A 13,180-nucleotide genomic window follows, 5' to 3' on the forward strand; every position below is an offset into this window, starting at 1 on the left:
AAAGTCAGCTGGCTGAGCTGTTTTATTGAGTGAGGGTCCATGCAAATCTCTTCTCCCCTGTCCGACACCGATCTGGCCAATGCCTGGACTGAGCTGCACAACGATGCACACAACGGTAAGCCGCTGGAACCCGAATCCAACCGGCTGGCATTTGCCGATCCGGAATTCATGTTCCGCCGCGAGACGCGCGGCATCCGCATGCAGCTGGAGCTGCTCAAACCCGATCTCTCCCAGATCGAGCGCGGCATAGAGCACACTGTGGTGGTCTACGGCAGCGCCCGATTTGTGGATGCCGAGCAGGCCGCAGCACAGCTGGCCGAGGCGCAGAAAAGCGGCGATGCGCAAGCGATCGCACTGGCCCAGCGCGCCGTGCGCAATGCCGAGCGCTATGAGGCCGCCCGAGCCTTCGCCCACATCGTGGCCAGCGAAGGCATGAAGCTGCCGCCGCAAGAGCGTTTGTATATCTGCACCGGCGGCGGGCCTGGCATCATGGAAGCGGCCAATCGCGGTGCCCACGATGCAGGTGCACCCAATATCGGCCTGAATATCGGTCTGCCGCATGAGCAGCATGGCAACCCCTACATCACGCCCGATCTGAGCTTCAAGTTCCACTACTTTGCCCTGCGCAAAATGCACTTCATGATGCGCGCCAAGGCCTTGGTGGCCTTCCCCGGCGGCTTTGGCACCATGGATGAGCTGTTCGAGGTACTGACGCTGGTGCAGACCCACAAGAGTAAGCCGGTGCCGGTGATTCTGTTTGGTTCGGAGTTCTGGAAGAAAGTGCTCAACTTCGATGCGCTGATCGAGGAAGGCACGATCTCGGCCAAGGATCTGAACCTGTTTCGCTATACCGACGACCCGGCCGAAGCCTGGCGCTTCATCCAGCAGTACTACAACGAAGGCTGGACTGTCTGAACACGGCAATCTGCTGCCAATCCAAGAGCTGCCTAGGCAGCTCTTTTTCATGGTTTCGGGGTGAATGGATTTGCTATATTTTTCGTAGCGTGTAGCGCTTTATTCATAATCACTACGGGCTGAAATGGCATTAAATCAGCCGTGCATGGCCTGCTCGGCCAGCTGCTGCGCGCGTCGGACCGAGATGCCGTCGCGCTGATCCCTGGCCAGCGCATCGCTAGCGCTCTCGCTTTGGTGCAGCACGACGCGCGGGCGCGTACCGTCGGTTTGAATCCAGACATCGGCGCCGCGGCTTTGCTCTGTGGGGTAGATGCCTATGCGATTGGCCAGCCAGCCAAAAAAGCCGTCTCCTGGCTGGGGCTCGTCAAAGGTATCGAGATAGCGCCTGAAGCTTTTCTCGCTGGCCGAGACCCAGACGCCCCAAAGAAATGGGTCTTCCACGCCAAGAATGGGTACTTCAAGTAGGGCCCGGACAAAGTACTGCGTGCCTTCGGGGTAGGCAATCACGCAAAAGTCGTCGCTCAGCTCGGCGATGTCCCGCTTTTCTTCCTCGCTGAGCCGGGTATAGGGCGAAGGCGCGTCAAAGCCAAAGCTGGGAGAGCCTTCATGAATCTCGTCGCAGCTGGTGCAGCGGAAGGCGAATAGGGCGGCCATCAACAGACTCCGGAGTTTCAGTCAATTTTGCGAAAGACCAGGACGCGATTATTGGCAGGCATGGCCTGATCTTGCTGTAGTGCCAGGCCGTGTTTGCGGGCCAGCGCTTCGATATCTTCAAAGTGGCGTATGCCGCTGTGGGCATCGCGCGCGCGCAGCCAAGCATCAAAGGCGCGGTTGCTGTCGCTGGTGAATTTCCCCCCGTAGTTGAAAGGCCCGTAAATGGCCAGCACGCCCTGGGCCGGCAGATGCCCCGCCAGGGCAAACAGCTTTTGCACCAGCGGCCAGGCCACGATATGGCAGGTGTTGCTGGTGAAAATGGCATCCGGGGGCGTCGCAAGCTCCGGCCATTCGCTGCAGCTCAGGTCCAGCTCCACAGGCGGGCGCAGATTGGGCGCCGGGTGCGCCGCATGCCAGGCCCGGATGCCGGTGTGATTCTCGGTCAGATCGCTGGTTTGCCAGAGCAGATGCGGCAGGCGCGGTGCAAAGTACACGCTGTGCTGGCCGGTGCCGGAGCCGATTTCCAGCACATGGGCGCGGTCGGAAAACACGGTTTGCAGCACCTCGAAGATGGGCGCCTGGTTGTTTTCACAGGCCTGAGAAAAGGGAAGTGCACTGGAGTTCATGCCGGGAGAATAAGTGGAAAAAGTAGGATCCATATTTGCGGAGTTGGCGCGTCGGCTTTTGTCGTGCTCAGGGTTGGAAGCGAATTTGCATTTCGGGCCGCTGATCGAGGCGACCCATGTTCCAGCGATAAGAGCTCTGGCCCTGCACCGGTGTGACATTGGCATTTTGCGAAATCACTTGAGCATTGGCCGGAAGACGAACCTGCAGCGTGCCATCGACATGTATGCCCAACTGCGCCAGATTGCTTCCTTCCTTGTTCTTGAGTGCCTTGGCGGTAATGGTCATCACACCCTCTGCATCGGTTTGCACGCTGAACATGTCCAGCAGCTTCAGGGGCTCACCTGCGGACCGGCTGCCATCCATCTCCAGTGTGTAGCGTGCATTGCCCAGATAGACGGCTTTCTTCACATCCGGCTCTTCGCTGAGTTTCTGGGCTTCGGCCGCCAAGCCCTGGTGATCCTTGTCGCTGAGCACACCTTGCCGGTGCTGCTTCAGCAAGGCCATGGCGTCGACCACGGTGCCGTTGAAACGGTAGCTATAAGCCGCATCGGGGTGAATCGTGATTCTGGCGTTAAAGCGCTCGGGCACCAGGCAGCCGCTGAGCATGGCCGAAGCAGCCAGAGCGCAGAGCCTCAAAGGCAGGGTTGTGGGCATGCACTCGGCTTTCTTTTAGCGGGGCGGCGTTGCAGGCGGCTGGGGTTGGCCCTCAAGTCGCTGCAAGCTCTGATCCATGCAAGCCCATTGTGGGGCGCTGGAGGCCCAGATATTCATGATGGGGCGGATGGAGGAGGGATCGTCCAGATTGCCGGCGCGCACCACGCGAAACTGCGGACGGGCCGAGGAAAAAGCAAACAGCTGGGAGCCGCACTGGGGGCAGAACTGGCGGGTGATTTCATTGCCGCTGGCCGCTGTCTTGCGGAACTCGGCCAACTGGCCCGATACCGTGAGCGCCTCGGTGGGAATCATGAAGTTGACCGTGCCATTGGCCGCCAGATGCTGGCAGTCGCGACACCAGCACACACGCGGCATCTGTGGCTCGGCGTTCAGCTTGAAGCTCACGGCACCGCAAAGACAATGGCCAGTTCTCTCGTTCATGGGCTCTCTCCTCGAATCAATGGACTGGTCCATGGTAACGGCTGCCGGCGCCAACGGGGTCGGCATCTACCCAAGGTGAGGTGTACAGGCCGAACGTTTGGTGCTCAAGATGGATTGGGCGGCCCTAGCAGTGCATTGCTCTAGGGGGCCGGGCAGGCCAGATGGCTGCCACGGCTGCCGCGCAGCACGCTGCCAGCGGTCAGGCTCAGGCGGGGCGAGATATCCACTCCTGCGGCGGCCAGCACGCTGGCAGTCCAGCGGTTGCAGGTATTGAGCAGGTTGTAGCTGCCCTTGGCCAGATAGAACTGGCTGTCGCCATAGATGCCGGGGCCTGCGTCCACAGGTTGGCCGTTAGGGGCGTGGGCAAAGCTGTCGGCAATCACTTCGGCCATGCGTTCATAGGCCTGGTTGTCCACGCAAAGGCTGGCGGCATCGCTGCCTTGCAGAAACTGGCTGGCATCCGGCACGGCCACCACATGCATGACCGAACCACGGGACGCAAACAAGGCCTCCAGTGCCAGGCCGGCGGTGATGCTCTTGGCCCGGTAAAAGCCCACATCGCCCCAGCCGATCTCATAGTAGGCAGCATCCGGAAAGCGCTGGCGCAGGGCGGGCAACCGCTCATGCAGGGCTTGCGCCGGCAGCACAATGCCGGCATGCCAGCCGTTGGCCACGATATGAATGCGCACATTGCCGGTGACGGCGGCGGTCGAGGTGCGCCGGGGCTGCCAGTGCAATACCAGCCAGCCCAGAATGCCCAGGGCGAGCAGGCTCAGAAGCAGTCGTTTGAGTAAGGTGCGCATGAAAATGATCAGATGGCTCGGGGCTTGCGACGGCCGCCGGGCAGAGCTGTCGCCGCCACGGGTTGGGCGCCCAGGCGCTTGATTGCCAAGGTATGGCGATCGGGTTGCAGCCCGCTGCGGCTTCTACTCCGAGCGAAACCCTGGACGTGGACAGCCCCAAAGTCAAAGGCCGGGCCGAGGCTTGCAATCCATTCCATGGTGATCACTCCCGGGATGATGAGTCAATCTATGAGTGATTCACGCTAGCAATATTTGGGCTATTGAGCTATCGGCAGGCCTTGTCATCTTTGGCCGTCTGGGAGCTCAGGCAGAAAACACGGGGCGAAAGAAGGAGCGCTCGTAGCTGATGATGCAGCGCGTATCTGTCGCATATTGAAAGGCGGCCTGGCACTGGGCATCTTCCATGGAGCGGGCCCGGTAATCCTCGTACAGGGCCAGCGAGGGAAAGCTGAACATGGCCAGGGCAATATTGTTGGACCCTTCCGAAGGCAGAAAGTAGCCATGGTGGGTGCCGCCAAATTTCTCCACCAGCGGTATCCACAGCTTGCCGTAATGCTCGAACTCGGCCAGCTTGTAGGGGTCGATGACATAGCGCAGATAGCAGGTGATCATGAAAGCTTTCCTGTATGGATTCAGTCAACAAGGCCGGCGGCCCAGGTCTGAGGTTTTTGCTATTGGAACAAGAGCTAGTAGCGTATATGAAACAAGGCGTTGGCGGCAAAAATACTCAAAATTTCAGTTACTTCAATGGTCAGGGCCTGGTAGCCGCAGCCAGCCCTAGGCACAACCAAGCGCAAGGCAAGGCGGCGGGCCGGCACAGACGGGCATGAAAAAACCGCCCGAAGGCGGTTTTTTATTAGGTCAAAGTGCTTGCAAGGCGCTAATCAGGCACCGGCCACGCTGATGCCCTTGAACTCGCCGGTGGCAATCTTTTCTTTCCACACGGCAGGACCGGTGATGTGGGCGCTGGTGCCGCCGGAATCGACGGCCACGGTCACAGGCATGTCGACCACGTCGAATTCATAGATGGCCTCCATGCCCAGGTCTTCAAAGCCCACCACCTTGGCGTGCTTGATGGCCTTGGAGACCAGATAGGCGGCGCCGCCCACGGCCATCAGGTAAGCGCTCTTGTGCTTTTTGATGGCTTCGATGGCGACAGGGCCGCGCTCGGACTTGCCGATCATGGAGATCAGGCCGGTCTGCGACAGCATCATGTCGGTGAACTTGTCCATGCGGGTGGCGGTAGTCGGGCCTGCAGGGCCAACCACTTCGTCACGCACGGGATCCACGGGGCCCACGTAGTAGATCACGCGGTTGGTGAAGTCCACGGGCAGCTTCTCGCCCTTGGCCAGCATGTCCTGAATGCGCTTGTGGGCAGCATCGCGGCCGGTTAGCATCTTGCCGTTCAAGAGGATGGTGTCACCGGGCTTCCAGCTGGCCACTTCTTCCTTGGTCAAGGTGTTGAGGTCCACGCGCTTGGACTTGTTGTAGTCCGGTGCCCAGTCGATCTTGGGCCAGGTGTCCAGCGAAGGCGGGTCCAGGTACACGGGGCCGGAGCCGTCCATGACAAAGTGGGCGTGGCGGGTGGCGGCGCAGTTGGGGATCATGGCCACGGGCTTGGAAGCTGCGTGCGTAGGGTACAGATTGATCTTGACGTCCAGCACCGTGGTCAGGCCGCCCAGGCCTTGGGCGCCAATGCCCAGGGCGTTGATCTTTTCGAACAGCTCCAGACGCAGCTTTTCCACGTCATCGAGCTCTGCACCGCTGGCAGCTTTTTGCTGCAGCTCGTACATGTTCAGGTCTTCCATCAGGCTTTCTTTGGCCAGCAGGACGGCTTTTTCGGCCGTGCCGCCAATGCCTATGCCCAGCATGCCTGGAGGGCACCAGCCAGCGCCCATGGTGGGGACGGTCTTCAGAACCCAGTCCACCAGGTCGTCGCTGGGGTTCATCATGATCATCTTGGACTTGTTCTCCGAGCCGCCGCCCTTGGCTGCCACGGTCACGTCCACCTTGTCGCCGGGCACGATCTGCACGTTGATCACGGCGGGGGTGTTGTCCTTGGTGTTCTTGCGCTTGAAGTGCGGGTCGGCCACGACCGAGGCACGCAGCGTGTTGTCGGGGTGGTTGTAGCCGCGACGCACGCCTTCGTTGATGGCGTCTTCCAGGCCCATGGTGAAGTCTTCCCACTTCACATCCATGCCCACCTTCAGGAACACGTTGACGATGCCGGTGTCCTGACAGATGGGGCGCTGGCCGGTGGCGCTCATCTTGGAGTTGGTCAGGATCTGGGCCATTGCATCCTTGGCCGCAGGGCTTTGCTCGCGCTCATAGGCGCGGGCCAGATGCTGGATGAAATCCGGCGTGTGGTAGTAGCTGATGTACTGGAGGGCACCTGCGATCGAATCGATCAGGTCCTGCTGGCGGATGGAGGTCGTCATCGTGAAGCTTCTCGGTTGGCAAATTTTGCGCCAGGGGTGGGCGCGGGAAAACTTTTTTGGTAGCCGCTGATTATCGGCGCAAGCGTCTGCGCTTGCAGCTCAAAGCCGACTAGTCTTATATAGGACTTGAGGTGGGCGAGCTTACTGCATCCCGTGAACTGAGGGGGGCGCTGGGACACTTTGATCATCAAAAATGAGAGCGAAATACATACGTATTAAAAGCGTTTTAGGCCTGTTTTACTTGGTATTTCGGCCATGAAAATACCGCCCTGATGCCCAGCTGCTGTCCGCCTGGCCCCCATGCAGGCTCTGAACTCTTGAGCCGGCATGGGGCGGGGCACGCAATGTGTGGGCGCGGCCAGCCTGCTCAGTAGGTCAGGCTGCCCATCACCGAATCCGAGAAATCGGCCGCTCCGTCCGGCTTTTGGCCCTGGGCCCAGGCCAGCAAGGTTTCGGCCGGCATGGGCTTGGCATACAGATAGCCCTGCAGCTCGTCGCAATGCATGGCTACCAGAATGTCGCGCTGGCCTGCGGTCTCCACCCCTTCGGCCACGACGCGCAGGCCCAGGGCGTGGGCCAGGCGCACCACGGCATCCACCACGGCTCGGGCATCGCCCTGGGTTTCCAGGTCGCGGATGAAGCTGCGGTCGATCTTCAGCTGCTGTGCCGGCAGCTGGCGCAGGTAGTTGAGGCTGGAGTAACCGGTGCCGAAATCGTCAATCGACAGATAGACGCCGATGCGGCGCAGCTCCTCGAAAGTGCGCTGTGTGGCCTGGGTGTCTTCCATGGCCACGGATTCGGTGATCTCGCACAGCAGCATGGAGGCGTCCACACCCTGATGCTCCAGGGCCTGGGCGATGCGTTCGGCCAGACCGCTTTCGCGCAGCTGGTGCACCGACAGATTGATGGCGACGCGCATGTTCAGGCCCGTCTGCTTCCACTGTGCCAGCTGGCGGCATGCTTCCTGAATCACCCAGCTGCCCAGCGCGTTGATGATGCCAAAGCGCTCGGCCAGCGCAATGAAGACCTCGGGGCTGACCATGCCGCGGGTGGGATGGTTCCAGCGCAGCAGTGCTTCGGCACCGATGATCTGCCCGAGCTCGGCGTCAATCTTGGGCTGGTAGTGCAGCGAAATCTGGCCGCGCTGTATGGCATGGCGCAAATCGTTTTGAAGCTCCAGTTGCTCGGCTGCATCGCCTCCCATATGGGGCTCGAAGACGGCATAGCCATTGCCTCCGTTGCGCTTGGCGGCATACATGGCTGCGTCGGCATTGGCAATCAGATGCTCGCGATCACCATGGTCGGGGTGAACCACCACGCCAATCGAGCAGGTGATCTGCAGCTCTTTGCCCGCCACCTGAAAGGGCTCGGCCAGGCTTTTGAGAATCCGGTTGGCCATGGTGATGCAGGCCGTGATGTCCTGCACATCTTCCAGCAGCACCAGAAACTCGTCGCCGCCCACGCGCGCCACGGTATCGCTGTTGCGTGCCTGTGCGTTCAGGCGCTGTGCAGCGCTTTGCAGAATCTGGTCGCCCGCCGCATGACCGAAAGAGTCGTTGATGGGCTTGAAGCCGTCCAGATCCACAAACAGAATGCCCAGGCGCTCCTTGACTCCCAAGTGATTGGTGCGCTCCATGCGCAGCAGTGCGTGCAACAGCCGGTCTTCAAACAGCAGACGGTTGGGCAGATTGGTCAGCGGGTCGGCAAAGGCGCGCTTTTGCAGCTCGGCATTGGCGTTCTGCAGCCTAGCATTGCTTTCCTGCAGCGACTGGTTGAGCCGAAAAGCCGTACTTTGCAGGCGGGCGTCCAGCAGCGTGGTGAACAAGGTGCTGATCAGCAGCATGGCCGTGGTGATCAGGATCACCGTGGTCAGCTCGGGGCCGGCGAGGGCATCGGCGCTCAGGCACAAAGCCCCCTGCGCGAAGTGGGCCGCCGACATGCCTATGTAGTGCATGCCACAAATGGCCACGCCCATGACCAGCGCCGCCAGCGTCTGCAGCGCAAAAAGACGTTTGCCCCGGACGTGAAACAGCACGCGAAACAGGGTCAGCGCCGTGGCCGAGGCCAGCACGGCCACCAGCACCGACACCAGAACCAGCACCGGGTCCCACTCTATGGGCACCGACATCACGATGGCGTGCATGCCTATGTAGTGCATGGCACAGATGCCGCCACCCATGGTCAGCGCTCCTAGGGTCAGCTGCGGCCAGCGGTACTTGGGCATGGCGGCCACGCCCAGTGCAATCCCCGACGTAACGACGGCCGCTACCCAGGAGGCCAGGGTCATCAGGCCTTCGTATCCCAGCGTGATGGGTAGCTGGAAAGCCTGCATGCCCAGAAAGTGCATGGCCCAGATGCCGGTGCCCATCACCATGGAGCCGCTGATCCACCAGACTCGTCCTATCTGTCTGTTGGCCAGGCGCACGCGTCGGGCCAGATCCAGGGTCACAAAAGAGGCCAGGACCGCAATCGCAATCGAGGCTGCCACGACAAGCGGGTTGTAGCTTGAGGGCATGTAGCTGCTGGGTGTGTAGAGGGGGAGTTCAGCAAACATCGAATCGGTATTGCGCAGGGTTCTGAAGCCAAGCAGCCTTGGCTTCTCCAGGGGGAAACGTACTGTAACTATTCACTGCCGACCTTGGGGCCACGGGGATGTTGAGAGCCTGTTCTCAAACAGGGTGCTTGGCCTGCAGTAGCATCTGAGGGTTTGGGGCGAGGTATCGCCCTTGTTTTGCGGCCCACGGCAGCCAGAAGACATCCAGCCAGCTGCACCGCGTTGTATTGCCAGGAGTGAATCCCAATGACAGCCACCCGCCAGGAAAAAGACACCTTCGGCCCTATCGATGTGCCCGCCGACAAGCTCTGGGGCGCGCAGACACAGCGCTCGCTACTCAATTTCGACATCAGCGGCGAGCAGCAGCCGCGCGAAATCATCCACGCGCTGGCACAGGTGAAAAAAGCGTCGGCCACGGTGAATCAGGCCCTGGGCCTGCTGGACGAGAAAAAATCCAAGGCCATCAATGCCGCTGCCGACGAGGTCATCGCCGGCCAGCACCCCGATGAGTTTCCGCTGGTGGTCTGGCAGACCGGCTCGGGCACGCAGACGAATATGAACGTCAACGAGGTGTTGGCCAACCGCGCCAGCGAGTTGCTGGGCGGCGAGCGCGGCGAAGCGCGCTTGGTGCATCCCAATGACGATGTGAACAAAAGCCAGTCCAGCAACGACGTCTACCCCACGGCCATGCATGTGGCGGCCGTCACGGCCATCGAGCACAAGCTGCTGCCGGCGATTGCCAAGCTGCGCACCACGCTGCAGGCCAAGAGCGAAGCTTTTGCCGATATCGTCAAAATCGGTCGCACCCATTTGCAGGATGCCACGCCGCTGACGCTGGGCCAGGAAATCTCCGGCTGGGTGGCGCAACTGGCCCATGGCGAAAAACATGTGCGTGCCGCGTTGCCTCATCTGTACGAGCTGGCGCTGGGCGGCACGGCTGTGGGTACAGGCTTGAATGCGCCCAAGGGCTATGCCGAGGGCGTAGCCAAGGAACTGGCCCAGCTGACCGGCTACCCTTTTGTCACCTCGCCCAACAAGTTCGAGTCCCTGGCCAGCTGTGACGGCCTGGTCCATGGGCACGGCGCCTTGAAAACGCTGGCGGCGAGCCTGATGAAGATTGCCAACGATGTACGCTGGCTGGCTTCCGGCCCGCGCAGCGGCCTGGGCGAAATCTCGATTCCCGAGAATGAGCCCGGCTCGTCCATCATGCCCGGCAAGGTCAACCCCACCCAGTCCGAAGCGGTGACCATGCTGTGTGCCCAGGTGATGGGCAACGATGTGGCCATCAATATCGGCGGCGCCTCGGGCAATTTCGAACTCAATGTGTTTCGCCCCATGGTGGCGCACAATTTTCTGCAAAGCGTGCGCTTGCTGGCCGATGGCATGGTCAGCTTTAACGACCACTGCGCCGTGGGCATAGAGCCGAACAAGGCGCGTATCGACGAGCTGGTTGGCCGCTCGCTGATGCTGGTGACCGCGCTCAACACGCACATTGGCTACGACAAGGCCGCCTATATCGCCAAGAAGGCCCACAAGGAGGGCAGCAGCCTGCGCGATGCCGCCATTGCCAGCGGCCATGTGACGGGTGAGCAATTTGACCAGTGGGTGGTGCCCGAGCAGATGGTGGGCAATCTGTAGGTCAAAACCGTATGGCGCATCGACCGGCACCGTCGGTGCGCTGCGCTGGCAGAGAATGGCGCATCACCTGCTGCAGGAGATCACATGCCGGCCCAGCAACATATGGAGCGCGCCATCTTGGCGGATTTGCGCCCCACTCAGATGACGGTGGGGTTGGCCGAAGTCACGGCCAAGCGTGCGCAGTGGGCACGGCTTGTACCCGAGGCCCGCGAGAAATTATTGCAAAGCCACTGGTTCCCCGCCGTGCGTGGCCCGAGCGGGCGTTTCTACATTGTTGATCACCATCACCTGGGTCAGGCGCTGAGCGAAGAAGCGCAGCAGGATGTCTGGGTCATGCAGCTGGCCGACTACAGCAGCATTGCCAGTGACCTGTTCTGGCGCGTGATGGAGTTCCACCACTGGGCCCATCCGTACGATGAAAAAGGCCGGCGCTGCGATTATTCTGACATCCCCAAGCGGCTAGGCAAGCTCAAAGACGATCCCTACCGCAGTCTGGCCGGCGAAGTTCGCAAAGCCGGCGGTTATGCCAAGGATGCGGCACCGTTTACCGAATTTTTGTGGGCCGATTTCTTTTGGCCGCAGTTCGACAAAAAGCAGCTGGCTGCTGCGGACGGGCCTGGCTTGTCTGTGGAGGCCGTCAGCCAGGCCGTAGTACTGGCCCGCAGCCCGGCCGCTCAGTTCTTGCCCGGCTGGTCGGGCACTGCTGCATCGACCGAGCCGATTGCAGGTAGCCTGCACCACAAAAAATGAGTCCGCCATGAGCCAACGCCGGGCCTTGCCTGCAGGAGCCGACTGGGTGGCCGGCCTGTCGATTGCCGGGCTGCTGCTGCCCGAGGCCGTGGCCTATGCCGGCATCGCCGGCGCGCCGCCGCAAGCGGGCGTGCTGGCGCTGTTTGCAGGGCTGCTGGTGTACTTTGTACTGGGCAGCAGCCGTTTTGCCATTGTGTCGTCCACCTCATCGTCCGCCGCCGTGTTGCTGGCTGCCACGGCGTCGGTGCTGCATGTGACGGATGAGCACCGGCACCTGATGGGCGTGGCCATGGTGCTGGTGGCAGGCATCATGCTGGCGCTGGCGGGCGTAGTCAGGCTGGGAGCCATTTCGCAGTTCATTGCCAAGCCGGTGCTGCGCGGTTTTGCGCTGGGGCTGGCGCTGACGATTGTGGTCAAGCAGCTACCGCTGGCGCTGGGCGTGCACCCGTCGCACAGCGATTTTCTACGCTACCTCTGGGATGTGCTGCAGCAGTGGCCGCAGTGGAATCTGTATGGCCTGGCCATGCTGCTCGTGGCCCTGGTGCTGCTGCGCGTGCTGGGGCGCTGGAAAGCGGTGCCGGCGGCGCTGCTGGTGATTGCGGCGGGCATTGCGCTCGATGCTCTGGGCTACTGTCAGCGCTGGGGCATAGCGGTAGTGGGCACGCTCAATATTCAGGGTGCACGCCCGGTGCTGCCCGTGCTGGACTGGGCCGACTGGCTGCGCGTAGGTCAACTGGCCGTGGCCCTGGCGCTGATTGTGTATGCCGAGTCATACAGCTCTATCCGCACCCTGGCCATGCGCCACGGCGATACGACGGCGCCCAACCGCGATCTGCTGGCGCTAGGTGCAGCCAATATGCTCTCGGCCCTGTTTCAGGGTATGCCCGTCGGTGCGGGCTATTCGGCCAGCTCTGCCAACGAGGTGGCCGGAGCGCTGAGCAAGGCCGCAGGCCTGATTGCCTGCGCCGTGGTGGGCCTGATGGTGTGGCAGATGCTGCCGTGGATGGAACGCATTCCAGAACCTTTGTTGGCCGCTATCGTGATCCATGCCGTGGCGCACACGCTGACCCCCGCCGCTCTGCGTCCGTACTTTGTCTGGCGGCGCGATCGCCTGGTGGTGCTGGTGGCTTTTGTGGCGGTGATCTTGCTGGGCGTGCTGGACGGCCTGCTGGCCGCCATGGGCGCCAGCGTGCTGATGCTGCTCAAGCGCATGGCCCACGCGCGCGTGAGCTGGCTGGGCCAGATACCCCAATCGCATGACTACGTGGACACGGCTCGCCATGCCGAGGCGCAGACCGTGCCCGGCGTGCTGATTGCCCGGCCTGAAGAGCCGGTGTTCTTTGGCAATGCGGACGCGGTGTTTGTGCGCCTGCTGGCCCAGGTGGATGATCAAATCCGCTTGAAAACCGGCCTCAAGGCCGTGGTGCTGAGCCTGGAGGAATCGCCGGACCTGGACAGCACGGCCTTGGAGGCGTTGACCGAGTTCGCCGCGCAGATCGACAAGCGTGGTCTGCAGCTGCGCCTGGCTCGCGTCAAAGACAGCGTGCGCGAGCTGCTGGGCCGGGTGCAGATTCCCACACTGGCGGCGGACAGCTATGTGGCCTGGAGCGTGGACGATGCAGTGGCGGCGCTGCGCAGCAGGTCACAAGACTGCTAAATTAAGCTCAAACCCTTGTTTTATATACGTATGAAGCTACTTGATTGAT

12 protein-coding genes are annotated in these 13,180 nt (G+C 61.5%); 4 read left to right on the forward strand and 8 right to left on the reverse strand.

Translation table 11 applies throughout. The annotated features are described in order from the left end of the window. Positions 1 to 39 precede the first annotated feature (39 nt). Positions 40 to 915, forward strand: coding sequence for a TIGR00730 family Rossman fold protein (locus EAO39_RS07850; RefSeq protein WP_120966909.1), 876 nt, complete (start codon positions 40 to 42; stop codon positions 913 to 915). A 135-nt stretch (positions 916 to 1,050) separates the two neighbouring features. Here EAO39_RS07850 and EAO39_RS07855 read toward each other — a convergent pair whose 3' ends face one another. The 8 genes from EAO39_RS07855 to EAO39_RS07895 form a co-directional block, all read right to left on the reverse strand. Continuing rightward, positions 1,051 to 1,569, reverse strand: coding sequence for a DUF2199 domain-containing protein (locus tag EAO39_RS07855; RefSeq protein WP_120966910.1), 519 nt, complete (start codon positions 1,567 to 1,569; stop codon positions 1,051 to 1,053). 17 nt (positions 1,570 to 1,586) lie between these two features. Next, positions 1,587 to 2,195 carry a DUF938 domain-containing protein gene (locus EAO39_RS07860; RefSeq protein WP_120966911.1) on the reverse strand — a complete coding sequence of 203 codons (609 nt, stop codon included), beginning with the start codon at positions 2,193 to 2,195 and terminating at the stop codon, positions 1,587 to 1,589. A 67-nt stretch (positions 2,196 to 2,262) separates the two neighbouring features. Then, positions 2,263 to 2,850, reverse strand: a complete 588-nt coding sequence (locus EAO39_RS07865) for a hypothetical protein (RefSeq protein WP_120966912.1) — start codon at positions 2,848 to 2,850, stop codon at positions 2,263 to 2,265. Between the two features lie 15 nt (positions 2,851 to 2,865). Continuing rightward, a complete protein-coding gene (locus EAO39_RS07870) occupies positions 2,866 to 3,291 on the reverse strand; it encodes a GFA family protein (protein WP_120966913.1) in 426 nt (141 codons plus the stop codon). 140 nt (positions 3,292 to 3,431) lie between these two features. Further along, complete coding sequence (locus EAO39_RS07875; protein WP_120966914.1) at positions 3,432 to 4,094, reverse strand: TIGR02117 family protein; 663 nt, start codon at positions 4,092 to 4,094, stop codon at positions 3,432 to 3,434. Positions 4,095 to 4,397: 303 nt separating this feature from the next. Further along, positions 4,398 to 4,706 (reverse strand): NIPSNAP family protein, encoded by a 309-nt coding sequence (locus tag EAO39_RS07880; protein ID WP_120966915.1) that lies wholly within the window; start codon positions 4,704 to 4,706, stop codon positions 4,398 to 4,400. A 272-nt stretch (positions 4,707 to 4,978) separates the two neighbouring features. After that, positions 4,979 to 6,532, reverse strand: a complete 1,554-nt coding sequence (locus EAO39_RS07890) for a fumarate hydratase (RefSeq protein ID WP_120966917.1) — start codon at positions 6,530 to 6,532, stop codon at positions 4,979 to 4,981. Positions 6,533 to 6,899: 367 nt separating this feature from the next. Further along, positions 6,900 to 9,047, reverse strand: a complete 2,148-nt coding sequence (locus EAO39_RS07895) for an EAL domain-containing protein (RefSeq protein WP_240466926.1) — start codon at positions 9,045 to 9,047, stop codon at positions 6,900 to 6,902. A 285-nt stretch (positions 9,048 to 9,332) separates the two neighbouring features. Between EAO39_RS07895 and fumC the strand changes: the two genes are divergently transcribed. The 3 genes from fumC (at position 9,333) to EAO39_RS07910 (ending at position 13,131) form a co-directional block, all read left to right on the forward strand. Next, positions 9,333 to 10,724, forward strand: a complete 1,392-nt coding sequence (gene fumC / locus EAO39_RS07900) for a class II fumarate hydratase (protein ID WP_120966919.1) — start codon at positions 9,333 to 9,335, stop codon at positions 10,722 to 10,724. Positions 10,725 to 10,808: 84 nt separating this feature from the next. Beyond that, a complete protein-coding gene (locus EAO39_RS07905) occupies positions 10,809 to 11,474 on the forward strand; it encodes a ParB-like protein (protein WP_120966920.1) in 666 nt (221 codons plus the stop codon). Between the two features lie 7 nt (positions 11,475 to 11,481). Beyond that, a complete protein-coding gene (locus tag EAO39_RS07910) occupies positions 11,482 to 13,131 on the forward strand; it encodes a SulP family inorganic anion transporter (protein ID WP_120966921.1) in 1,650 nt (549 codons plus the stop codon). The last annotated feature ends 49 nt before the right edge of the window (positions 13,132 to 13,180 follow it).

Source organism: Comamonas sp. lk (assembly GCF_900564145.1).
GTDB lineage: Bacteria > Pseudomonadota > Gammaproteobacteria > Burkholderiales > Burkholderiaceae_C > Comamonas.

Coding starts and splice junctions, on each gene's coding strand:
- EAO39_RS07870 (WP_120966913.1), bottom strand. CDS start 3,291: ATGAACGAGAGAACTGGCCATTGTCTTTGCGGTGCCGTGAGCTTCAAG.
- EAO39_RS07865 (WP_120966912.1), bottom strand. CDS start 2,850: ATGCCCACAACCCTGCCTTTGAGGCTCTGCGCTCTGGCTGCTTCGGCC.
- EAO39_RS07850 (WP_120966909.1), top strand. CDS start 40: ATGCAAATCTCTTCTCCCCTGTCCGACACCGATCTGGCCAATGCCTGG.
- EAO39_RS07890 (WP_120966917.1), bottom strand. CDS start 6,532: ATGACGACCTCCATCCGCCAGCAGGACCTGATCGATTCGATCGCAGGT.
- EAO39_RS07895 (WP_240466926.1), bottom strand. CDS start 9,047: ATGCCCTCAAGCTACAACCCGCTTGTCGTGGCAGCCTCGATTGCGATT.
- EAO39_RS07860 (WP_120966911.1), bottom strand. CDS start 2,195: ATGAACTCCAGTGCACTTCCCTTTTCTCAGGCCTGTGAAAACAACCAG.
- EAO39_RS07880 (WP_120966915.1), bottom strand. CDS start 4,706: ATGATCACCTGCTATCTGCGCTATGTCATCGACCCCTACAAGCTGGCC.
- fumC (WP_120966919.1), top strand. CDS start 9,333: ATGACAGCCACCCGCCAGGAAAAAGACACCTTCGGCCCTATCGATGTG.
- EAO39_RS07855 (WP_120966910.1), bottom strand. CDS start 1,569: ATGGCCGCCCTATTCGCCTTCCGCTGCACCAGCTGCGACGAGATTCAT.
- EAO39_RS07910 (WP_120966921.1), top strand. CDS start 11,482: ATGAGCCAACGCCGGGCCTTGCCTGCAGGAGCCGACTGGGTGGCCGGC.
- EAO39_RS07875 (WP_120966914.1), bottom strand. CDS start 4,094: ATGCGCACCTTACTCAAACGACTGCTTCTGAGCCTGCTCGCCCTGGGC.
- EAO39_RS07905 (WP_120966920.1), top strand. CDS start 10,809: ATGCCGGCCCAGCAACATATGGAGCGCGCCATCTTGGCGGATTTGCGC.